Annotated in this window: 21 protein-coding genes; 17 read left to right on the top strand and 4 right to left on the bottom strand. The window is 49.4% G+C overall.

The genetic code is table 11. The annotated features are described in order from the left end of the window. Nucleotides 1-37 precede the first annotated feature (37 nt). On the bottom strand, nucleotides 38-1,465 hold the full coding sequence (locus QOR82_RS02885; RefSeq protein WP_283583264.1) for a KxYKxGKxW signal peptide domain-containing protein: 1,428 nt from the start codon (nucleotides 1,463-1,465) through the stop codon (nucleotides 38-40). A 285-nt stretch (nucleotides 1,466-1,750) separates the two neighbouring features. On the opposite strand from QOR82_RS02885, the gene QOR82_RS02880 reads away from it, so the two are divergent. From QOR82_RS02880 to QOR82_RS02855, 6 genes are all read left to right on the top strand, one after another. Continuing rightward, nucleotides 1,751-2,584 carry an alpha/beta hydrolase gene (locus QOR82_RS02880; RefSeq protein ID WP_283583263.1) on the top strand — a complete coding sequence of 278 codons (834 nt, stop codon included), beginning with the start codon at nucleotides 1,751-1,753 and terminating at the stop codon, nucleotides 2,582-2,584. 207 nt (nucleotides 2,585-2,791) lie between these two features. Further along, a complete protein-coding gene (locus QOR82_RS02875; protein WP_408612905.1) occupies nucleotides 2,792-3,112 on the top strand; it encodes a DMT family transporter in 321 nt (106 codons plus the stop codon). 240 nt (nucleotides 3,113-3,352) lie between these two features. Then, complete coding sequence (locus tag QOR82_RS02870; RefSeq protein ID WP_283583262.1) at nucleotides 3,353-5,230, top strand: collagen-binding domain-containing protein; 1,878 nt, start codon at nucleotides 3,353-3,355, stop codon at nucleotides 5,228-5,230. A 102-nt stretch (nucleotides 5,231-5,332) separates the two neighbouring features. Further along, nucleotides 5,333-5,866 (top strand): biotin transporter BioY, encoded by a 534-nt coding sequence (locus QOR82_RS02865; protein ID WP_283583261.1) that lies wholly within the window; start codon nucleotides 5,333-5,335, stop codon nucleotides 5,864-5,866. A gap of 244 nt (nucleotides 5,867-6,110) precedes the next feature. After that, nucleotides 6,111-6,263 (top strand): hypothetical protein, encoded by a 153-nt coding sequence (locus QOR82_RS02860; protein ID WP_283583260.1) that lies wholly within the window; start codon nucleotides 6,111-6,113, stop codon nucleotides 6,261-6,263. A 102-nt stretch (nucleotides 6,264-6,365) separates the two neighbouring features. After that, entirely contained in the window at nucleotides 6,366-8,192 is a 1,827-nt protein-coding gene (locus QOR82_RS02855) for a Cna B-type domain-containing protein (RefSeq protein WP_283583259.1), read from the top strand. A gap of 511 nt (nucleotides 8,193-8,703) precedes the next feature. Here the strand turns inward: QOR82_RS02855 and QOR82_RS02850 are convergent. Continuing rightward, nucleotides 8,704-9,378, bottom strand: a complete 675-nt coding sequence (locus QOR82_RS02850; RefSeq protein ID WP_283583258.1) for an EAL domain-containing protein — start codon at nucleotides 9,376-9,378, stop codon at nucleotides 8,704-8,706. A 38-nt stretch (nucleotides 9,379-9,416) separates the two neighbouring features. Further along, complete coding sequence (locus tag QOR82_RS02845) at nucleotides 9,417-10,553, bottom strand: GGDEF domain-containing protein (protein WP_283583257.1); 1,137 nt, start codon at nucleotides 10,551-10,553, stop codon at nucleotides 9,417-9,419. A gap of 168 nt (nucleotides 10,554-10,721) precedes the next feature. Here QOR82_RS02845 and QOR82_RS02840 point away from each other — a divergent pair, with 168 nt between their 5' ends. The 11 genes from QOR82_RS02840 to QOR82_RS02790 all read left to right on the top strand — a co-directional run bounded on the left by QOR82_RS02840 (nucleotide 10,722) and on the right by QOR82_RS02790 (nucleotide 21,697). Beyond that, nucleotides 10,722-11,219, top strand: a complete 498-nt coding sequence (locus QOR82_RS02840) for an ABC transporter permease (RefSeq protein ID WP_283583256.1) — start codon at nucleotides 10,722-10,724, stop codon at nucleotides 11,217-11,219. Further along, nucleotides 11,209-12,531, top strand: coding sequence for a glycosyltransferase family 2 protein (locus tag QOR82_RS02835; protein ID WP_283583275.1), 1,323 nt, complete (start codon nucleotides 11,209-11,211; stop codon nucleotides 12,529-12,531). Before QOR82_RS02840 ends, QOR82_RS02835 begins: the two co-directional genes overlap by 11 nt. After that, a complete protein-coding gene (locus tag QOR82_RS02830) occupies nucleotides 12,524-13,330 on the top strand; it encodes an EAL domain-containing protein (RefSeq protein WP_283583255.1) in 807 nt (268 codons plus the stop codon). The genes QOR82_RS02835 and QOR82_RS02830 overlap by 8 nt, the downstream gene beginning before the upstream one ends. Before the next feature lie 139 nt (nucleotides 13,331-13,469). Continuing rightward, nucleotides 13,470-14,501 carry a zinc-binding dehydrogenase gene (locus QOR82_RS02825; protein ID WP_283583254.1) on the top strand — a complete coding sequence of 344 codons (1,032 nt, stop codon included), beginning with the start codon at nucleotides 13,470-13,472 and terminating at the stop codon, nucleotides 14,499-14,501. A 300-nt stretch (nucleotides 14,502-14,801) separates the two neighbouring features. Continuing rightward, nucleotides 14,802-16,301, top strand: a complete 1,500-nt coding sequence (locus QOR82_RS02820) for a BglG family transcription antiterminator (protein WP_283583253.1) — start codon at nucleotides 14,802-14,804, stop codon at nucleotides 16,299-16,301. Nucleotides 16,302-16,480: 179 nt separating this feature from the next. After that, the gene (locus QOR82_RS02815) at nucleotides 16,481-16,912 is read left to right on the top strand and encodes a PTS sugar transporter subunit IIA (RefSeq protein WP_283583252.1); all 432 of its coding nucleotides are present in this window, start codon (nucleotides 16,481-16,483) and stop codon (nucleotides 16,910-16,912) included. Between the two features lie 5 nt (nucleotides 16,913-16,917). Then, a complete protein-coding gene (locus QOR82_RS02810; RefSeq protein WP_283583251.1) occupies nucleotides 16,918-17,394 on the top strand; it encodes a PTS sugar transporter subunit IIA in 477 nt (158 codons plus the stop codon). Beyond that, a complete protein-coding gene (locus QOR82_RS02805) occupies nucleotides 17,387-18,466 on the top strand; it encodes a fructose-specific PTS transporter subunit EIIC (RefSeq protein WP_283583250.1) in 1,080 nt (359 codons plus the stop codon). The genes QOR82_RS02810 and QOR82_RS02805 overlap by 8 nt, the downstream gene beginning before the upstream one ends. A gap of 36 nt (nucleotides 18,467-18,502) precedes the next feature. Continuing rightward, the gene (locus QOR82_RS02800; RefSeq protein WP_283583249.1) at nucleotides 18,503-18,811 is read left to right on the top strand and encodes a PTS fructose transporter subunit IIB; all 309 of its coding nucleotides are present in this window, start codon (nucleotides 18,503-18,505) and stop codon (nucleotides 18,809-18,811) included. Between the two features lie 78 nt (nucleotides 18,812-18,889). Then, complete coding sequence (locus tag QOR82_RS02795; RefSeq protein WP_283583248.1) at nucleotides 18,890-20,173, top strand: class II D-tagatose-bisphosphate aldolase non-catalytic subunit; 1,284 nt, start codon at nucleotides 18,890-18,892, stop codon at nucleotides 20,171-20,173. Between the two features lie 165 nt (nucleotides 20,174-20,338). Continuing rightward, nucleotides 20,339-21,697, top strand: a complete 1,359-nt coding sequence (locus tag QOR82_RS02790; RefSeq protein WP_283583247.1) for a Fic family protein — start codon at nucleotides 20,339-20,341, stop codon at nucleotides 21,695-21,697. A 44-nt stretch (nucleotides 21,698-21,741) separates the two neighbouring features. Here the strand turns inward: QOR82_RS02790 and brnQ are convergent, their stop codons facing one another. Continuing rightward, nucleotides 21,742-23,130, bottom strand: a complete 1,389-nt coding sequence (gene brnQ / locus QOR82_RS02785) for a branched-chain amino acid transport system II carrier protein (protein ID WP_283583246.1) — start codon at nucleotides 23,128-23,130, stop codon at nucleotides 21,742-21,744. Nucleotides 23,131-23,681 lie beyond the last annotated feature (551 nt).

The following is a 23,681-nucleotide window of genomic DNA, read 5'->3' as shown; positions in this document are numbered from 1 at the left end:
TTTGTGGCCCCTAACCATATTACCCAATCCGATCATATTAGTAGCGTGCTGTCATCCCTTCGCCGTCAAAGTGGTAGCGCTGACCGTCAATCGTCAGCCACTCATTCTTGGCCATCGTTCCATCGGCTTTCACGTACTGCCACATATCGTTGACACGATCGTACACAGCCCAATGATTATGTACGATTTGCCCATTTTCATCGAAGTAGTATTGGGTACAATGGCGGTCATTTTTAGCATCGGCTGGTGTCGGATAGGTGTAGTTCCAGCCGTCATGGGCCATCATGCTGCCATTAAAGTAATAGCGCTTGCCATTGATCGTCAGCCACTCATTCTTGGCCATCGTTCCATCAGCTTTTGCGTACTGCCACATGTTGTTGGCACGATCGTACACAGTCCAACGGTTGCGCACGATTTGTCCATCCTCGTCAAAGTAGTACTGAACACTATGGCGGCCGCGATCGGCATCGGCTGGTGTCGGATAGGTGTAGTTCCAGCCGTCATGGGCCATCATGCTGCCATTGAAATAATAGCGTTTGCCGTTGATCGTCAGCCACTCATTCTTGGCCATTGTTCCATCGGCTTTTTGGTACTGCCACATGTTGTTGACACGATCGTACAAAATCCAGTGGCCCGGCGTATTGGCTTGCTGGTTGTTGGAAGATTGGCCATTCCAGGCACCCGATGGTTCAAAATAGTAGTTGGTGCCGTTGATGTTGTGCCAGCCGGTCAACATCCAGGCATTCGTCGGGTCAAAGTAATACCAGGTATTGCCAAACTTTTGCCAGTTGGTCAATGCCCAGGCATTATTTTGGTCGAAATAATACCAATTGTTGTTAATCTTTTGCCAGCCCTTCAGCGCCCAGGAATTGTTCCAGTCGAAGTAGTACCAGTTACCGGCACCAGAGCGGAACCAGCCGCGATCGGCCCACGCGTTGGCGGGGTCAAAGTAATACCAATTGTTGTTAATACTTTGCCAGCCCTTCAGCGCCCAGGCGTTATTCCAGTCGAAGTAGTACCAATTGCCGGCACCGGAGCGGTACCAGCCGGTTTGCGCGTACCCATCATTATTGAAATAATACCAGTTATTGTTGATGTTTTGCCATTGATTGTAGACCCAATTGCCCTGACCGTCGGTGTAAGACCAGCCGTCGTTGAAGCGGGTCCACTGATAGCGGTTGACTTTCCAGGTGGTGATGTTATCGGACTGGGCGACTGCATCGGGCTGGTTCGTGGTGCTGGCGGCGGCCGGCTGGACACTTACGGCCTGATCCTGACTCTGACTAGGAGCTGCAGGGGCAGTAACTGCCTGATCCTGACTAGGTTGTGTTGTTGTCGCGGTCACGTTGTCAGCGAAGGCGGTTTGAGCGCCCAGGCCCATCAACAGTGTCATTGCTGCCACCGTTAGCGTTGCGGTGAGCCAGTTTTTTCCGGCCTTATAGAGCTTCTTATGTTCCTTAAACATTATCAATTTCCTCCAATAATAACCAAAATTGTGTTTTATCACGGCCTTTATTATACACGTTGTTGGCAGGATGGAATGAGTCTGATTGGTAAGTTTTGGCTCAGCTCCAATTCCACCGCGCTTGCCATAGCTTATTAACATATGAATCAATCATATCTAAGCATTTCACATCATGGCCAGAGTCGGCTACACTAAGTAAAAATCGATCAATGAGGTGATCAAATGTTTAAAAAAACTGGGTAGGGGCCAGCCCGCTTACGCCGTGCAGTGACGAAGAATGGCAGATTGCTCCGGGCAATTGTTGCTTTGTTGGCAACGCTGGTGATAGTTTGGGGCGTCCAATCAATTTATCGTATTCATGCCGCAAAGAACTATGTTGATTCAACTACTCCCACCTTCTTTTTCCATGGCTGGGGTAGTTCCTACCATGCTGAGCAGCACATGGCAAATGCGGCTCGCCGGGCAGGGGCGACGGACACGATCATCTGGGCGAATGTGGCCAAATCCGGCAAGGTGACGTTCCACGGGAACATTCCTCACGGTGCCCGCAACCCGATTATTGAGGTGAACTTCGCTGACAATAAAAACGGCAACTACCATCGCGACAGTGATTATGCTTATGACGTGGTAAATGCGGCTACGAAGAAATGGCATTTTAAGACGATGAACCTGGAAGGGCACTCGATGGGTAACCTTGATCTGATGTTTATGTTGCTGGACCACGGCAACTCAGCCAATCTGCCCCAGCTCAAGAAGCAGGTGAATATCGCCGGCCACTTTAACGGTGGTATTGGCTTTGGCTATCCGAAGGGCGGTACGACGCTAGCCAAAGATGGCCGGCCAAACAAAGAGGAGAAGAACTTTACCGAGTTGAAGAAACTGCGGGCTACGTATCCCCGCGGCACGAAGGTCTTGAACCTTTATGGTAACCTGGGGGATGGTACTAATTCTGATTCACAGGTACCGGTCAAGTCAGCCCAGACGCTGAAATACTTGGTTGGGCCGCGCGCGGCTTCCTATCAGGAACATGAATTTACTGGCCGGCGTGCTCAGCACAGTCGCCTGCACTCTAACCCGCAGGTCGACCGCGTCTTGATCAACTTCCTGTGGGGCAAATAGGATTCGCATCTGGCTGACGTTAAATGATCCCAAAATAATGAAAATGGCAGATAGTGTCGCTTGGTTTGCGCATTATCTGCCATTTTTGTGATCCCGCTTTTTCTCTGGACCTCGTGAGAGAATGATTATTTTCAAGGCTGTTTTTAACGAAAAGGGCCCGATATAATAAGCTTCACGATTAAAAAGATATTGTGAGGAGGAAAACTGATGTACTATGTTGAACTAGCTTTGGCCATTGTGATGGAACTGCTGGGCACCAATCTGATGAAACTGTCGAATGGTTTTAGCCGGCTCTGGTTTGCCCTGGGGACCTTTGTTGCTTATGGCTGCTGCTTCTTTTTCTTGTCACTGTCGCTGCGGGGCATCAAACTAAACGTGGCCTACGCCACTTGGGGTGGTGCGGGCATTGTCCTCGCCACCGTGGTTTCCTATTTCATCTTCCATGAAGGCGTGTCAGGTTTGCAATTGCTCGGGATCAGTTTGATTGTCGTCGGTGTTGTCCTGGCAAATGTTGCCGGTACTCACTAATCATCGTCACCTTAATTTCCTTGATATAACGCTGTTTTGCATAGTTTTAATAAATTACTAAAAAGATTAACAAATTATAAAGCTACAATTTAACTTATTGTAAATTATTAATTACTATGTATAATAAAATTGTAAGAAAAAATAATAAAGCGGTTCTGATAACCGAATTACCCTTTTAGTACTTACCAAGTTTTGAATAACTTAGTTAATAATACGATGCTATCAAGGAAAAATAACCGGATGATGACCGTCAAAATGGAGGACTGGAAACAACGTTTTGGTTTCCGCAAACTAACCGTCGGCCTGGCTTCCGTTTTATTGGCGGTGACCTTTATGGGAACGACGGCCATGGCAGATGACGCGACGCCAACCAGCAGTCTGCCGAGCATTGCCCAAAGCACGCAAACAACGGCGAGTACGGTAACTAGCGGGACCAGCACGGCTGTTGACATTGCGGTGAGTAATCCAAGTGAAGCCAGCGCTGAATCTGTTGCGGCCAGCAGTGCCACTAGCGCCGTGAGTAGTGCGGGCAGTGTGAATAGTGCAGCGAGTAGCGTGAATAGCATTGCGAGCGCCGCCGATTCAGCCGTGAACAGTGAATCCACTGCGGCGAGTGCAGATAGTGCCATAATGAGTTCCGCGGCTATGGCAACCGCTCCGTCTTCGGTCGCAACGATGCCGGAAAAGAGTCAAGTTAACACTGCTGGCACGATTCTCAATGACCAAATTCTGAAGGACAAGTACAACATCGACATCAATAACTTGGACGCCAAGAGTGTGCTGTTACTGGCTTCACTCTTCCACATCTTTGCCAACGAAGCGAACCTCGGCGCGGATGTCAATGGCAACATCGCGGTGGGCATTCTAAACAGCGGCATTGATTTCGGGACTCGCGGCGACTCGATTCACCTGTCAAAAGGCGACATCTACTACATCCAACAATTAGCGGCGGGGCTGCAATCAGGTTCCTTCCGCAACCCGGAATTTAACCACGTTGTCTTCGGCAAGGACGTTAACGTGGAGATCAAGGACGGCCAAGTGTACGTCAACGGAATGCTGATGCCGAATTTGAAACCGGAAGAAGTCTTTAAGGACGGTAATGCGACGACCTACATCGACTTTGGCGCGGTGTTCAGCCGTTTGCTGAAGGCTTCCAACTTCTACGCTGAACAAGGGACTTCGGCGGGCGTGATCATCGACATGAGCGACCAAAACAACCGCTTCATCGACGTCTCAAATGCGCAGGCAACTGACAACGTGATTTACGTGAACTTACCATACGAATACCTGGAACAACCGCAACCGATCAGGATCTACGGCTTGTCACAAAAGGCGGACGGACCAACCATCGTGATCAACGTGACGGGCTTACCGAGCGGGAACGCGACGATCAATATTCAAACGCAGACGCTACTGTACTACGGCGACGACCGGCAAAACCCGCTCGCCAATAGTGAGAGTCACGCCGTGCCGAACCACACTTTGTGGAACTTTGGCGACACCAAGGCGGAGATCAAGGTGACGAGTGGCCGCTTCATGGGTAGCGTCCTGGCGCCGAATGCGACCTTCACGGCTAACGTGAACGTCGATGGCGACATTATTGCCAACGTAGTTAACATTGCCGGCGGGGAATCCCACCGCTGGGACATTCACCCGGTAGACCCAACGCCGACACCGGACCCGACGCCAGATCCAGATCCAGACCCAACTCCGGATCCAGAACCGACGCCAGATCCAGACCCGGAACCAACTCCGGATCCAGATCCGGACCCGACACCGGAACCAGATCTGCCGTCTTCATCCGAAAGCACTGAAGAAGTGACTCCGCCAAGTTCTGCTGAAGAAACGACTCCACCGAGCGCAGCAGATGTACAGACACCGGTCAGTGACGCTGAAGGATCTTCTCCGGCCAGTGCCGCCAAAGTGGTAGAGACTGCCATGCCAGTGGACACTGCTACTAGCAGCGGCGCCGTTGCCAAGAGCGAGGTATCTGCAAAGGCCTTGCCGGCAACTGGGGCGGCCAAGAGTCACCTGGGCGTAGCCGCACTGGGGATCTTGCTGGCTCTGCAATCACTAGCTTTCCTACTGGTGGGCAGGAAAAAAGAAGAAGAGGAATAGGACAAAAAATGACATCCAGCTTGCCGTCAGCTGGGTGTCTGTTTTATTATGATAAAAATGCTAAACACTATTACTCTAGATCGATTAGGGGAGGCATCATTTATGCACATCAATTCTCGGCGGCTGACGTTCGATGCCGTCATGCTCGTCTTGCTCATCATCTGCTCACAGCTTTCGATTCCGCTGCCTGGGGTTCCGCTGACCCTACAAACCTTTGCGGTTGGGCTCATCGCGACCCTGTTACCGGTCACTGACACCTTGATTGTCATTGCCTTGTACATCGTCCTCGGCGGACTCGGCCTGCCCGTTTTCGCTAACTACACAGCGGGGCTAGGTGTGATTTACAGCGCGATGGGCGGTTACATCATCGGTTTTTTGCTGGAAGGGTTGATCATTAGCGCTCTTTTGCAATGGCGTGGTTTTTCCCGGCTCAATATCATGTGGACCAACCTGCTTGGGGCGGCAGTCCAATTACTGGTGGGGAGCGCTTGGCTGATGGCCTTTAACCACATCACCTTCATTCACGCATTGCTGATCGGTTTTGTGCCCTTCATCATTCCGGGATTGATCAAGATTTACTTGATCTATCTCGTCGCCTGGCGGTTGGCTAAAGTCGTTTCTTTCCAGACAAAATAGGGGCTCATCGCAAGTCAGTAACTCCGGCATGGCGCCGGAGTTTTTTATTTTCTGATCGAGGGAATGACGGTATAAATTATCTCATGCCCAATAAGTTAATAATATTATCGTTATACTGCTATCAAATGATCAAATAATAAAATATTTTTCTATCATAAAAGTGGTAAAATAATTGGTGTGAAGGGAGGCGAAAATCATCAGAAAATTTTATCAATGGTTACTACTGACAGTAGCAGTGCTTTGCTTGGCCGTTGCTGGCGTTTCACAAACGGCGATGGCTGCCGATGCCAACCCTGCTGCCAACGTTACGACTGTGCAAACACAGCAGCCAGCAACTAGCCAGCAGCCAGGTTCACAACCGGCAGCGCGGACGCAGCAGGCAACTTCGGCATCGTAAACGCCGACGGAGACTGCTAGTCAGCACCAGCCAGGAACCACGCCAGTCAGTGGGGAGACGAAGCAGGAACCCGATAGCCAGCAAACCGATGCTCACCAGCGGTTGACGTCCAGTTTTCGGGTAACTGCTGAGGACCTGGCCAGTCACCGGCAACTGTCGGCAAGCGATACGGTCAGCCAGTACACGCCGCTGCGGATTAATTTCTACTATGACTTTACGGGTCAGAACGTGGAACCGGGAGACTACTTTACCTTTAGTTTTTCACCTTCCTTACGGGCGTTAGGACCGACCCGGTTCACGACGAACCAAGGGGTGATTCAAATTAACGGCAACACTGGCCGCTTCACCTTCCAGGGTCACGGCGGAAGTGATGCTAACGGCTACTTCTACGTGACGAATCAAGTGAACGTGACGAAGACTTCCACGACCGTGCCGATTTACGTCAACGTGAATGAAACGGAGAAACTGCGGATCAACGCCAACTACGCACCAAATCCAGAGCAGGGGCCGACGGAAGTCCTGAGCAAGTATGCGATGAACAATAACTTGCAAAAAGGCAACATCCAATATGCCGTGCGGTTGAATGCCAGTGGCCAGGCCAGTTATTCCGATGCTATGGTGAGCGATCACTTGAACACGAAGGGTTTCACTTATGACAAGACGAGTTTTCAGATTCGCCAAGTTAAGTGGACTTGGAACGGTTCTGGTTGGGATAACCAAACGGTGCGGACCTTGAATCTGCAACCGACTTTCTCGGCGGATGACACGAGCTTTACGATTGATTTCGGCAATCTCATCCAACCGGGAACGGGTTACCTCATCTTGTATGATGTTTTGTACAAGGGTCAGCCGGTTAACCAGCTCAGCGCTGCGGACCGGCCGGCAACCGGGACGGTGATCAGCAACACCGTTGGTTTGACTGGGATGAACCACCAGACGATCACGAAGACCCAGACACTGGTCATCGTTGATTACGGCGGAACGGGCGACTTCCACAACTTCAAGGTAACGGTTACGAAGACCGGTGCCGACGGAGAACGGTTAGCTAACGCCACGTTCCAGTTCCTGCAGAACGGCCGGGTGGTTGCAACCGCGACAACCGATGCCAACGGTCAAGCTGTCTTCAGCGGTTTGCACTACGGCCATTACGTCCTGCACGAAAGCCAGGCGCCTGCTGGTTACAATCTGGCAGCTGATCGCGACGTGACGATCGACGCGGGAAGCGACCACAACTTGGCCCTGACTGTTCAGGATCGGCCGCAAACGACCAGTGCCACTGTACGTAAGGTTTGGCAGGACGCCGACAATCGGGATGGCATCCGGCCAACCGGTATCATGGTTTACCTGTTAGCCAATGGCAAGCTGGCACAAGCAGTGCTGCTGAACGATGCTAACAATTGGACAGCAACGGTCAGCTACTTACGTCGCTTTGATGCTAACGGCCGCGCCATTTGTTACGTTTGGGAGGAAGCTAATGTTCCAGCTGGCTACACGGCAACGGTTCATGGCGGTGTGATCATCAACACGCACACGCCGACGACGCCAGTTACTCCGGTGACGCCAGTCCAACCGGTGCAGCCAAGCAAGCCGGATCAACCGAACCAGCCAAGTCCGCACGATGAACCGGATCAGCCGAACGTGCCAACAACGCCGACGACACCAACGACGCCAACCAATCCGGTCACCCCGGTTCAGCCAGTTCAGCCTAGCCAACCGACGTCACCGCAACAGCCGGATCAACCGAACCAGCCGACGCCATTGACGCCGACAGCCCAACCGGCTAAGCCTGCCGCTTTGCAAAAGGCTGCTCAGCCTCAGCAGAGCCCACGACTACCACAGACGGGAAACCAGCACGATGAACTGGCGCTCGTCGCCTTGGGACTGCTGGTGCTCGTTGCGGCACCGCTGATGGTGATGCGAAAAGCTTAAGGACAAAAAACGGGGCTACGATATTGGTCCTAAAATAGCAAGATCCATTCGGACTTTGGCGAAAGTTCTGAATGGGTCTTTTGGTTTAAATTGCTTGAGCGGTGACGCTGCTTAAGGTTGAAAAATCAAAATAGATTAGATATCATTGTAAATGAAAAGAGAGCAACGAGAGGTACCTCGTTACTCTCAAACGCAGTTCAGGTGACTGGAGTTGAGCTAACCATTATGGTTAGCTTTTTTAATTATCACGTAAGCTTTGGCACAGTCGATAATTAACTGGCCGATTGCTACGATAACTATGGCGGCAGTAATTGCCACTCCTCCAGTCTTTTCCTAATTAACATGCCTTCCACCTCCACAGTTCAGATTATTTGAGAGGTGAATAGCCACATTAACTGCTAAGCCTGCGGTGAAGGGAGCGACCCATCACTTTCAGCCCGTTGATATTTATCATACGAACCAAAAAGGGCTTATGCCACAATCCCCATTTGAGGGGGCGACATAAGTCCTTTTAGGCTTCTTTACCCCAGTAGTAGCCCTGTTGCAGGATCGTTGGGTTGCCCGCAAATTCTTGGGCTAGCTGTTGGTTGGCGATGCCTTCGATCACAAAGTCGAGCTTGTGGGACGTCGCAAAATCAAGCCAGGATTGAATGAAGCTGCGCCGTGTTTTCTGATCCTCATTTTTGAAGGTGAACAGGGACAGCTTGATTCGCTTGATGGCGTTCAACTGCCGTGCAATGAAAGTGTAGCTGTTGCTGCCGGCGCAGACGTCATCGATAGCAATATCAAAGCCCATCTTTTTGAGTTTTTGGATCTGATTGTCGAGAAAGTCGACATCATGGATGGCTTTGCGCCGCTCGGTAATTTCAACAGCTACTTGCTGCTGGTAGGCTTGCCGGACATCATCCAGAAACGACCAGGTGCCCTCCAGGTTGAACTGGCAGGGTTCAAGGTTGATGTAGACGCGCCGTTCAGGATGGTGATAGAGAAAGTCATGAAGCGACTGACGGCTGATCTGGAGCCAACGGTCATTACCTTTATCCGTGATGAGGGTGTCGAGGTATTCCAGGCCCGGGAAGCGGTCCCCTTCGTCGCGCAACAGCATTTCGTAAGTGTTGATCTTGGCGTTCATGCCTGAGTCAACAGAAAAGATTGGTTGAAAGATATTGTAGAGTTTGTTTTTCATATAGTCACCTGTCTTGATTCCAAATTAGTTGACATAATTTATTTGAATCGTTGTTTACCATGCTGGTCAGTGACAATCCAGCCCCGGCCATTGTTTTTTACACCGTACAACATTTTGTCGGCCCGTTTCAAGGTCTGCTCCAACGGTTCATCGCTATTGCGAACCGTCAGACTGCAGGAGAAGCTGATTTTAATTTTTAATTTTTCCTTAGTCACGATGGTGGTGTGACCGAAGTAGTCTTCCAGCGACTGGACGACGTCGTACACTTCCTGGAGCGAGTGATTGGCAACAACGATCGAAAACTCTTCACCACCGAAACGGTAGACATAACCCTGGTTAGGAAAGGCGGTATGAATTCGGTTCATGAAGATCGTCGAGAAGTAGTTGAGGACTTCGTTGCCGACGAAGTGACCGTAGGTGTCATTGACACGTTTAAAGTGGTCGATATCTAGCGCCCCGATGACCACCGACTTGAAGTTGTCACGGTGTTCCAGCAGTGACACTTCCCGGTTCAGCGCTCGGTAATTCAGCAGACCAGTTAGATCATCACGTTCACTGTCGCGGCGCAGCGTCTTGAGTTTGCGGATATTGTAAGCTTCACTGACATGGCGGCGTTCTTCGATGAGGGCGATTACCAACAAGCCCACGGTTGCGGAGACGATGTGCACGAATGTGACACGATGCATAAACATCAGTGTTGCCACTTCAAAGACGGCTAGGCAAGCGAGGGCCATATAATAACGTACGCGTTGGTGAGGCGAATGCCACTTGGTCAGGAACCAGCAAATCGCCAGGAAGATAATTGATTCTAAAATACCATAAGCCCAGTAATTAAGCGGCCACCAGCGGGTGTAGGTTTCGACAAGTGCAACGAACAATGGGGTGATCCCCAGTAACCACCACCAGATTTTGTACTTGCGTTCCCGAAAAATCATGGTAATCGGTACCACGAGGGTGAAACTTACCTCTTGGAGGTTGAGAACCGACAATTGAATAAGACAGAATTCCTGCATGAGATAACTGACCACGATGGCTGGGGAAAGCAGCCAGCGCTTTGAAGGCGAGGAGTTATTGTAGGAAGTCCAGAAACGTTCAAAGTAAATTTGGCTCATGATCATGGAAGCCACAATGGCTGGGAAATAGATCACTGCCGCAAAAAGATGAAATAGCACCATTCATACATCCCTTTATTTCCTTTATATTAAGATAAACAAGACTAGTGTACTATGAACTTTTATTCATTTCCAGATAAGCTAACATTTTGGTAGAACGTTGGACAGCTGATATGACAAAATACTATTTTGTTGCAACCGCAAGCTAAACATGACTGGGGGGTTAAGTTCATGCGGAATTATCAAGATGACTACTTTGAAAAGGGCCACTGGTGGCTAAAAATCGTCCAGACCGTGGTCATGCTGTTAGCTTGGCTGGCCTTTTTCGTGCCGATTATTATTACTGGTGCTACCTACTGGGCTTATCGCAGTCATGGACGTCATGGCTACGATTTTTGGCATTACGCCGAAGGATTTGCCGAGCTGGATTTTTTGATGGTCTTTTTGACCTTTGCGGCGGGGATGATTGCCGTTTTCTGCCTAGCGATGAGTTTCATCCAGTGGCGACGCTCCAAAGGCTTGGTGAATACCTGGCCGATGTTTAACATCATTCAGAATCAGCAGAAGAGTCAGCGGGCCGAAGACTTTATGCAAGCGCGTTTTGGTAGCCAGGCCTTTCGTCAGCGGCAGCGCTTCTATACGGTCCAGCCCGACCAAAACCTGACGAAGAATCAGCTGAAGGCCATTGTCAATGGTCGCGACCAAGGCGGTGATTCTCATGGTGTCTAATATCTTTGATTCGGTTTTCCACGTCAATTCGCCATTGATGATTGCCCTGGTGATCATCAACGTCATCCTGTGCCTCTACCCGATTTTAGGGGCGATGTTTTGGTTCTTCGGCGCGTTATCCTACACGATTTTTCGCCACGATGAGGAATTGAAGACGGCACCCAAACTGATCCACGAACCGTTCATCACGATCATGATTCCGGTCCATAACGAGGAAGTGGTGATTCGGCAGACGCTTACTTTTTTGCTGACCGAGCTGCACTACCATAATTATGAAATCCTCGTGATGGATGACGGGAGCACCGACCGAACGCCGGAAATTCTGCGAGAAATGGCGGCCAAGTACCCACGCTTGCGGGTGATCCGCATCGAAAAGAACCAGGGCAAGGCCCATGCCTTCAACATCGGCATCTTCTTTGCCAAGGGCGATTACATCTTGAGTAATGATGCTGACACGATTCCCGAGCCGGACGCCCTGACGAAGTATATGTGGTACTTTACCAGTCCGCGGGGGATTAACTACGCCGCGATTACGGCCAACATGGATGTCTACAACCGCTCGACGTTGCTGGGTAAGTCCCAGACCGTGGAATTCTCCAGTATCGTCGGGATTATCAAACGCAGCCAAACGGCGATCAATAACACGATGTACGCCTACAGTGGCGCCAACACGATGTATCGGCGCGACTTTCTGATCGATGTCGGCGGTTTCCGCCAAGACCGGGCGACAGAAGACATCAGCATCGCCTGGGACCACACCTTTATGAACGTAACGCCAAAGTTCGCGCCCGACATCGTCTTTCACATGAACGTGCCCGAGACAGTCGGCGACCTTTATAAGCAACGGCGGCGGTGGGCCCAGGGTGGCAGCGAAGTTTGGCTGACAAACTTCTGGAAGATCATGCGCCATCCATGGCGGCATCGTTTTGTACTGCCGATGCTGGCCGACACCACTTTGTCGATTATCTGGTCCTTTTTCTTCGTCATTACGACGCTGATCTTTATCGCGACGATGGTGGCCTATGCCGTTTCAGGAAACTGGGAACGGGTCTGGCATGGCTTCGTGATGAGCATGATCTTTGTCAATTTTCAGCTGATCGCCGGGATCATTCAGGTCTTGGCAGCGCTGATCCTCGACTTTAACGGAGCCAAGCTGAAGTACTTGCTGTTCTCGCCGCTTTACCTGCTGGTTACCTGGCTGATGAATCCGATCACGATCATTACGACTTTCCCGCAGGCGGTCAAAGCGGTCATGGGCCACGGCAGCGGCAAATGGGTCAGTCCAGTCAGGAGGGGTGAGTTGCATGGCTGATTTAAGAATTTTTCTTTGGCGAATCTTTGTTGGCTTCACCCTCCTTTGTCTGGCCTTTTGTGTCGAGGCCTGCCTACGTTACCGCCACAAGCGGGGCATTGATGATGAGGCGGGGTTCAGCAAGCGTTACGAATATTTTGGCCAGCCGGTGCGTGACCAGAAAGACCAGCTCTACGGCTATGAGTTGTTGCTGCGGGAATTCAACCGGCAGACGCGGCAGTGGCAGCTGCCCCACAACGTGGTGGATTTCCCACTCAGCAAAATGGTAACGACGATCCAGCACTATGCTGACAAGTTGGCTGAGCCCATTCACACCCTGGCCCTCAACATGACGGTGAGTCAGCTGATCGATTTTCGTTCCCGCTACTTCTTCAGTTGGGTTCAAGGGTTGATCGGCGATACCCATTTAACGGTGGAAATCGGGGCGGAGGATATCGTCAAAGCCGGCTTTTTCCGGCGGCGACAGTTACTGCGTGTGTTGCGGGCCATGCAGGGGTCGAAGATCAGCTTCACCTTGGAAAACATCGACTCTTCGCGCAAGATCTATGTCCTGTTACGGCAGTTTTTACCCTACGTGGATTACGCGAAGGTTAACATTCGTTCCTTCAAGAAGTCACCAAGCCACTGGATTGACATCACCCTGGCCCAGTGGCAACGCTATGCCCAGCAGTTCAACGTTACGGTGACAGCCAGCCGAGTTGAGATGCCGGAACAGATCCACCTGCTGAACCGGCTGCACATCGGTTTGCGGCAGGGCTATGCCTATGGCCAACCGCGTCAGTTGCCCAAAAAGCATTAGCTGAGCACTGGCTGGCGGCGGGGGTCATGCATGAGAGTTATGGCTGCGGATCTGTTTTAGGCATTTCACATTGTGACTCCTTTTCTTCTATAATGAAACAAGTTGAGTTAACTGATGACCGATATAGGAGGCAATGGACATGAAGAAAGCTTTCCTTGTTAAAAAGGGTGATATTGAGATTCGCGATGTCGACAAGCCGACCTTGCAGAAAGACGACGATGTCATTTTGAAACTGGTGCGGGCCAGCGTTTGCGGGTCTGACCTCTGGTTCTACCGGGGTATCGACTCTTCATCCAGTGATAATAGTGGGCACGAGTGTATCGGGATCGTTGAAGAAACCGGGAGTGTCATCACGACGGTAAAGAAGGGTGACTTTGTCATCGCCCCATTTACCCATGGCTGCGGGCATTGTGCTGCCTGCCGGGCTGGTTTTGATGGTAACTGCCAGTCCTATCAAGATATTTGGTCTAGTGACTGCCAGGCCGAATACGTTCGCTACCAGCACGCTCAGTGGGCCCTGGTTAAGGTGCCAGGTCAGCCAGAAGACTACAGCGATGGGATGTTGGCATCCTTGCAGACCTTATCGGACGTGATGCCGACTGGCTACCATGCTGCCCGGACGGCTAACGTCCAGCAGGGGGACACGGTTGCAGTGATCGGTGATGGTGCCGTGGGTCTCTGTGCTGTCATTGCGGTCAAGCTGCGTGGTGCTAAGCAGATCATTTTGCTGAGTCACCACGAAGACCGGGCACAGCTGGGGCGTGAATTCGGAGCAACCGACATTGTTGAAGAACGCGGGGATGACGCTGTCAAAAAGGTCATGGCATTGACCCATGGCGATGGTGTCGATGCGGCTCTGGAGTGTGTTGGGGCCCGGCAACCGATGGAGCAGGCTCTGCAGATGGTTCGGCCAGGGGCCACCATCGGACGGGTTGGTGTACCCCACGATGAGCAGTTTGACCTGGGAGTTTCCTGGGCCAACAACACCAGCATCGCCGGCGGGACGGCAGCTGTGACGACTTATGACAAGGGCGTTCTGCTGAAGGCGGTTCTCGATGGCGAGATCAACCCTGGCAAGGTCTTCACGAAGTCATACAAGTTTGATGATGTTGCCCAGGCCTACGCGGACATGGACCAGCGGAAGACGATCAAGTCCTTGCTGACCTTCTAATAATGAAATAAGCAAAGCTCCCTTACAGGGGAGCTTTTTTGATAGAAAAGCTAAAAGCCTAAGCTGACTGTGCTTCAGAGAACGGAGCGCGGAACAGCTTAGGCTTATTTTTTTTAGCGATTATTGGCGAGGTGACAGTTGTTAATGGTTATGGCGTGAGGTTGGTTTGTACGCCGGTTCTTTAGCGCGGTCTTGGTCGACACGGTTTGATTGGTTTGCCATTTTGGCCGTTACAATGGCCACTTATAAGGAAGCGCTACCATTAATCCTTTAATATCATAGAACTGAGGAGGTGACAGAATGGCTCACGAATCAAACCAAGCGCGCTTGCTCAACTATTTAGTTAACAAACGCGGTTACTCTTCGGCAAAGGAGATCGCTTCGGCAATCCACGTATCTCCTAAAACCGTTTATCGCATAATTAAACACATCAATGCTCAAAATGAGGAGCAGCAATTAATCCAATCACAACGCGGGTTGGGTTATTCACTGAATTATGCGGCTTATCTGGCTCAACATCCAGAGCTAAACCGATCGCGACAACAACACGTTGGTGAGTTCACTTCAGTCGAACGCCGGTCACATATTTTGCGGCAGCTGCTAGTTACGGCACCCGAAAAACACGCACTGAACGATATTTTTGGCAAATTTTACCTTAGTGAATCGGTGATTTCCAGCGATATTCGCATCATTCGGCAGATGATTGGGCAGTACGGCCTGAAACTAAACCGTCGCAATGATTATTTATGGATCACTGGTGACGAACAAGACATTCGGACAGTCATTAACGATTTGATGATTAGTGATGATGATATCAGCATCAGCCATTTCTTAAAGAGCAACGAACATATTCACCAGTCCGATGCTTCTTTTATTACGCGGCAGATCAACTACATCGAGGAAAAACTGGCTTCGAGCATTCCCTATCCCTATGACGTCAACCTCTTTTCGCACCTCTATATCTTGGTGGAACGCTATCACCAGGTGGGCACCTTAGTGGCGCACCAGAATGTCAACCAGGAGGTCCTGGAGCACTTGTATCCAAAAATTATCAAAGTGCTTCAACAGGTGATCGCTAACATCAGCAAATACCTGCAAACTCAAATTCCCATGTCCGAAGCCTATAACCTTTACCAGTATTTGAGCGCTTCGCGTCTGGAAAATCAGCAGGTGGTCACGATGCTGGAGGATGATTCTGCTTCGCCATTGGATAAGCAAGTAACGCGCTTTTTGATTGATACTGTATCGGCCGATGAACGGATTGAGAACATCGACAAAAAGGCACTGAATGGGATGTTGGTGAAGCACATTCGGCCGATGCTGAACCGTCTTTCTCACAACATCAAGATCAAAAATGCCTTGTTGAACCAGGTCAAGCTGGAGTATCCCGAGTTATTCAGTACGGTTCAGCTGGCCACTAACCAGGCCAGCCGGCGCTTTCACCTGCGCCCCATCAACGAGGATGAGGTGGGTTTTATTACCGTCTATTTTGCCCAGGCAATTGAGCAAGTTCATCACAACATTAATACCCTTGTCGTTTGCACGACGGGATTGGGGACAGCCCAATTACTGAAAACTAAGATCAGCAATCGCTTTCCAATGTTGAACATCGTCCAAACAACTTCTGCTGATAAGGTCCTTAAGGTGCTACAGGAGCGCCATGACATCCAATTGATTGTCTCCACACTAAAGTTACCTGCTTTGGATACTGTTCATGAGCTGGTCGTCAGCGCCCTATTTACAAATAAGGACCAGGAACGGTTGGGAACGGTCATCAATCAGATCCACGGTATCAATTAGCGAGAAAATGGCAATTGCAATGGCCATTTGGCTGTAAGCGCTATTGTAAAGTTCCAATACAATAAAGTTGTAGTTGAGAAGGAACAACAATTGATAACCCCTTGAGGGTTGCTGCAGCACTTGCTCTTCTTGACTATCGATGAAGAATTTCCTGAATATTTGGGAAGAAAGGTTTCTTCATGGAAAAGAAAATTTGGTGGGAACACTATCATGCTGGTGATCGCGAAATCCTTCTTCAAGCAATCGGACAGGATTTACAGCGTGAGCAAGCGATTCAAGATGTCCAACGATTTGTAACCGAAGCTAACGAACGAGAGAGGCTTGGTTCGACGGTCGTTGCACCGCACTTGGCAATCCCCCACGTTTGTTCGATCAATATTAACAAAGCAATGATCATCTTTATAAAGTTGGCAGAACCGGTAACTGACTGGGATGAGGACCATCATTCTATCGAGCGGTTAATTTTAACCATTTTACCGCAGCCGATTCCGCCCGCTGCTCAAAAACAATGTGAGCATTTTTTTGCCAGCTTAGGTCGTCATAGCGTTTTGCAAATGGCGAATGAGGGAAACCGAGAAGAGATTAGTAAATTGATGAAAGAAAAGAAGTGATGAGAGTGATAGATGAAGCAAAGGCTACTAAGCTAGTCAGCATTTTACCGGTCTTTGATATTGATGCCAATACCAAGGACGAGGCGTTGACACAAATGATCGCGGCATTGGCTGAGAAGTCGTACATTACCGATCCAAAGAAATTCAAGGAAGATATTTACCGCCGCGAAGATGAAATGGCCACCTATATCGGTCATGGTATCGGCTTGCCGCATTCACAGAGCCAATATGTAACTCATTCAACGGTGGTGGTTGGCAGATTACGGCAACCAATCGTGTGGAGCGATGACAACCAAGTGCAATTGATCTTTATGATCGCGGTGCCGCGGGAAGCGCGAGGTAACCTTCATTTGAAGATCCTGGCTAATTTGTCGCGGATGTTAATTCATGATGACTTCAGAGAGAAGTTAGCAACTGCTTCGGCAGATGAAGTTGTTGAGATGATGGATCAACACATGTTGAGAGGTGAAAACAATGGCTAAGAAGAAAAAAGGCAATGGAGTTTGGGCTGTTGTTCAGAAACATTTGATGACAGCTACTGGCTATATGATTCCCTTTGTTGTTGCTGGTGGGGTGATTTACGCCGTTTCAGTTATGATGACTGGTCAAGCAGCCGCTCCGAAACCTTCTGATGGTTGGATTTATCAGATTAGTTTAATCGGTAGCGCTGGTTTGGCACTGTTTATTCCAGCCTTGGGTGGCTACCTTGCTTATAGCATGGTTGGCCGGGCTGGGATTGGCCCGGGCTTCATTACAGCCTACTTGGCGGTACAAATTCATACGGGATTTATTGGTGGCATTCTTGGTGGCCTGTTTGCCGGCTGGACAGTGATGTTGCTAAAGAAAATACCGATTTCTGAGCACTACAAAGTGTTAGGTAGTATTTTCCTCTACCCATTACTGGGAACTTTAATTCCGGCATGTATCATCCTGTTTGTTATCGGAACCCCGGTTGCTTCATTCATGACTTGGATGACGCATACATTAAAGACGATGGGCGGTATGGCCCGGGCACCGCTTGGCGCGATTATGGGTGCCATGATCGGGGTCGACATGGGTGGTCCAATCAACAAGGTCGCATGTACTTTTGCGCAAACCCAGGTTAATACCCTGCCATTCTTGATGGGAATCATGGGTCCTGCAGTTGCTACACCACCAATTGGCTTAGGCATTGCCACGCTGCTTTTCCGGAAGAAATTCTCACCGGAAGAACGTGATAGTGGTATCGCTGCCATTCTAATGGGCTGCTGTGGGATTACGGAAGGTGCGATCCCGTTTGCGACAGCCGACCCACTACGGGTTATTCCGGCTAACACGATTGGCTCCTGTGTTGCTGGTGCATTTGCTGCCTTTATGGGCGTTGTGAGTCATGCTCCTTGGGGTGGACTTATCACCTTGCCAGTTGTCGGTGGACGTCTTTGGTACGTTGTAGCTGTTTTGTTAGGTTCCTTAGTAACGGCTGTCATCCTTGGCTTCATCAAGAAGGACTATGTTCCTGAAAAGCAGTCTAACGATAGCAGCGACGACTTAAACCTTGATATTGAAACGATGTAAATGCAATTTGAATTAATGATTTCGGGAGATGATCTCATGAAAATTGTCGGTATTACTTCTTGCCCGAGTGGGGTAGCTCACACTTACATGGCTGCTGAAGCAGTTGAAACGGCATGTAAAAAGGCTGGTGTCGACGTCAAAATTGAGACGCAAGGATCTGGTGGGACTGAGAACACATTGACTGCTGATGATATTAAGGACGCTGACTTTGTGGTTTTGTCTACGGATACGGACCTTTCAGGGCTGGATCGTTTTAAAGGGAAGAAAGCTGTCAAATTAAGCACTACGCAGATGATTGCTAATTCAGATGCCCTGGTGAAGAAACTCCAGTCGATGGTCGGTTAAGCGGAGTGCCGATCGGTTTAAAAGTTGTAATTAAATTTGAATTATAAAAACAGATTGGAAAGAAAGAGAGTAAGAATTATGACTGAAACGAATGATTTATCAATTAAGCAAACCGTTACCAGCATGTTGAAACTTCAGGAACAGGGACGTCACTCAACCCTGATTGGCATTGGACCAATGTCACCAAACCTGCTCCAAGCCACCTTTGAACTGGGACGCGACTATGACTTCCCGTTGCTGTTTATTGCGAGCCGGAACCAGGTCGACAAAGATGACCTCGGCGGTGGTTACGTCAACGGCTGGAACCAAAAGACCTTCGTTCGTGACCTCAAGGCAGCCGCTGACAAGGCTAACTTCAAGGGCCTCTATTATGTTTGCCGGGACCACGGTGGCCCATGGCAACGTGACGAGGAACGGAATGCTCACCTGCCGGTTGACGAAGCCATGGAAAAGGCGAAGGAATCATACCTTGAAGACATCAAGTGCGGTTTTGACTTATTGATGATCGACCCGACCAAGAACCCGTACGAAATGGGTAAGGTCATCGACATGGACAAGAACCTGAAGTGGACCTTTGATCTGATTCAATACTGTGAAGAACAGCGTAAGAAGCTGGGGATGCCCGAAATTGGCTACGAAGTGGGGACCGAAGAGACAAATGGTGGCCTGACCACGACGGAACGTTACGAAACCTTCATTCAAAAACTGAAGGCCAAGCTGGATGAAAACAACCTGCCAATGCCAACCTTCATCGTTGGACAAACCGGGACCCTGACCCGGCTGGGCGAACAAGTGGGTCACTGGAACCTGAAGAACACCCTCAAACTGACGACGATGGCTAAGAAGTATGGTGTTGGTCTGAAGGAACACAACGCCGACTACATGACTGACTACCAGCTGTTGCTCCACAATCCAGCTAACATCACGGCTTCCAACGTTGCTCCACAATACGGAACCGCTGAAACAGAAGCCTACGTCACCCTCTACAACGTTGAACAGCGTCTGCACGAAGACGGCTTAGTTGATGACCCGTCCAACCTGAAGCCAGTTCTGGTTGACCGTGCTGTCCGGACCGAACGTTGGCGCAAGTGGATGGAAGGCGACGACGTCAACCTGAGTGTTGAAGACGTGCTGAAGAGTGACAAGCTGAAGGGCGAAATCCTCCACCTTGGTGGTCACTATGCCTTTAATAACCCAGATGTTCAGAAAGAAATTGCCAAGATGACGAAGAACCTGGAAGACAATAACATTGATGTTCACGGCTTCGTCGTTGAATCAATCAAGCGGCCAATCCGGCAGTACATCCAAGCGCTGAACTTGACCGGTTTGACCACGGCCGTTCGGAAGCTGAACAACAAGTAAACAATCTAAAAACATCTCCTCCTTTATAAGGTGTACATCAAAACTCCGCCGGGCAATCGCAGCCTGACGGAGTTTTTGGTAATAATTCTCAAAATTAATTTTTCAGGCCTTAAAAATGGATAGCTGCAAATAATAACCCCCGAAAAACTATTTTCGGGGGTTATTATGTTAAAATATGATGACGATTATCACGAAAACAGTGATTTTGCTATTAAGAGGAGCGTGATCCCGATGAACTATCTGCCATTATTGAGATACAAGTACTTTATTACTGGCCAAACGGGCGATCCTTCGAAGGTGGAGGATGAATACCAAGCGCGAATCAACAGTTATACGGTCCAAAAGACATCGTTGTTTCCACTTTTGAGTTTTCAAAATAGGGTTCAGACGAGTCAATACCCTATTTTTTTCCTCCCGTTACCGAGGATTCAGAATTTAGCGGATCAGCTGCGGCGCAATTCAAATCAAATTAAACAAATTGTTGCTACTTTGCCCAAAGTAGCGATAGATCAATTTTCAAATTCGCTGCTTTTGTCGGAGATCTTCTACACCAATGATATTGAGGGGGTGCGGACGAGTCAGGTCGAAATCAGTACCGTCATTCAAGAAAACAATCACGGGACTGATGATGACTATGTTTCACCGCACAGGCTCGGCTCAACCATTAAAATGTACCAGCGAACGCAAAAGGGCGCGAAAGTCCAAATAACGACACTGACGGATTGGCGGCAGATCTATGATTCGCTACTTTATGGCGAAATAGATCAGTCTCGCCAGCCTAATGGCAAGCTCTTTCGGGATCAATTGCCCAATGGTGAAATGTTGACCATTGGTAACGGCAGTCAGGTGGTGCACCGTCCCCCGGTGAGTGAAGAGGCCATTCAAGCGGCCTTGTCCGCCTTAACTAATTATATGAACGATGATGAGACACCGGCAATTTACAAGGCATTGGTTACGCACTTCTTCTTTGAAAATACCCACCCATTTTTAGACGGCAACGGAAGAATGGGCCGTTACCTATTGTCTACCTACTTATCGAACCAATTTGACCATTTTACTGGCTTTTCAGTGGCAACTGCGATCCACAGCAATATTCAACAGTATTACAAGATTTTTCGAGAAACTGATCGGGCCGAAAATCGCGCTGACTTGACTTTCTTTATCGAAAGGCTACTAAAAATACTGACCGATCAGCAAAGCAATCTTATTGAACGAATGATGCGCTCAAAGGCTCAACTGAATAAAGCCCACTGGTTGAATCAAAGCTGGGTTCAGGAAAAACAAGGACAGTTGCTCTTGCCAGCTGATTTGTATCTTCATCTTTTGGATGTGCTCGCCCAGTCCGAACTCTTTACTAACCGGATAGATTTGGGAATTAAAGACAATGATATTTTAGCAAAATTAAAAAAGGATTATGGCCATCCCAAAACAAAGCTGCGGGCTGCTATTTCCCAGCTAGAGCAGTTGGGAGCAATCAAATTAATAGCCAAACGTCCCAAACAGCACTTGTTGAATATCATCTAGATGGACAAACTCCGCCGGGCAATCGCAGTCTGACGGAGTTTTAATTATTCCATTTCAGATGAGCTGGCAGTTTGCTTGGTAGGAGCTTTTTGCGCGTTGTGGCGGTAAAAATGAATGCCGAGGCCGATGATCATGCCGGCCATGCCGAAACTCAGCCAGCCAAAACCATTGCTGAAGAACGGGAAGTACTTGCTAGCCAGCGAGATCATTGCCTGGGCAAAACCAGTGTTGCGGATGATGGCGGGACTAGCATTGAGCATATCGAAGAAAGCTGGAATCAAGGTAAGAACGGTGGTGATCCGGAAAACCAGGGGGTCGCGATTGAAGAGGGGTGAGGCAATGCTCATGATAATCAAAGTGATCGCCAGCGGGTAGAGGAACATTAGAACCGGTGTTGACCAGGCGATGATTTGGTTCAGGCCGAGATTAGCAATTAAGAATGATAAGGTGCAGTTGAAACGAAGAAAGGCTTTGTAAGAAATCTTGGGGAAGCGCCGGTGAAAGTCTTGGGAGAACGCAACGACGAGACCCATCGCCGAAGTCATGCAAGTGATGGTTGCTAAGGTAGCCAAAATTGCGTCACCCGCCGTGCCCATGTAATGGTGAGCAATTTGACTCAAAGCCGTCCCACCATTGGCGGAGAGGGCAAAGTTGTGAAGACTCGTCGCGCCTAACCAGGTCAATGCCAGGTAAATAATGGTGATGCCGGCCATGCCGAGGATACCGCTTTTAGCAACCGCAAATGAGATCGTCCGGTCGCGTTTCAAGCCGAAGTGACGGATGGCGGTGATCACTGTGATTCCGAAGGCGAGGGAAGCTAATGCGTCCATCGTGTTGTAACCCTGCAAAAAGCCGTTGGTGAAGGCGGCATGCTGGTAGGCGCCGGTGATGGCAGTGCCGGAAGCTGCACCGAGGGGATGAATCATTGCCAGGAAAAAGATTGCGAAGAGCAGCAATAAGAATGCTGGGTTGAGCAGCTTGCCGATCAACGTGGTGATCCGCTGCTGCCGGGTTGAGAAATAGTAAGTCAGGGCAAAGAAGCAGGCCGAATAAATCAGCAAGCCGATGTGGTTAGCACTAGCGGAGAGGTGTGGTGCGATCCCGATGGAGTAAGGGACAGTCGCCGTCCGGGGAGTTGCGAAAAATGATCCCAGGGTGGCGTGAATCAAGATTAGAAAAATTAGGGCATAAGTTCGTCCGTTAGGCAGTGCTAAGTCGTAGATCCCGTTTGACCAGGTAATGGAGATGGCCAGGAGTGCCATCAGAGGAATCAGAACCCCGGAGATTAGGAAGCCACTACTCGCGGTGAGCCAGTGGCTGCCGGCTAACTGCCCTAGGTGAACGGGAAAAATTAAGTTCCCGGCCCCGAAGAGCATCCCAAAAATTAACGAAGCGATAATCATCAAGCGACGTGGATTCATCTTGTTTTCCATGTTCACAGATCCTTTCCAATGTGGTCTTGATTCAACGAACGAAAAAAGCGCCCCTCAAAGCACAATGCTTTAAAGGACGCCACAGCGTGTTACCACCTTTTTTCGAGTCGCCATCACTAGCGACTCCTCACCGCGTACATAACAACTCTTCCTGAAATATACGTTGGCGCTGTAACGAGCGCACCCGGTAAAGACTTTCATTAACGATCGCCCTTACCACTCCTAGGTTACTTTCATTTCATCACTGCCACGTCCGCTTGCACTTGGCCGGACTCGCTATCAGAGGCGATGATCAAACTACTCTCCTACTCACGGTGTTTGTTTTTCGTTCGTTGAATTGATTGTCATTACTTTACAAGCAAAATTACATAAATGCAACATTTTTCTTAGTAAAATTTAATTTTGAATCGGCTATAAGGGTCGCTCATTGTTATCCTTCTCTGCTTTAGGACGCCAAAAAAGTTTTTTGACGGGATTGACAAGTAGGCGGGAACAGTTTATAGTATCCCCCAATAATTAAATTTAGATGAGAATACGTTGAAGGAAATAAT

Source organism: Limosilactobacillus difficilis, from assembly GCF_947387495.1.
Classification (GTDB): Bacteria; Bacillota; Bacilli; order Lactobacillales; family Lactobacillaceae; genus Limosilactobacillus; species Limosilactobacillus difficilis.
Note: the sequence above shows the minus strand (reverse complement) of the source record. Positions and strands in the feature narration are given on the sequence as shown.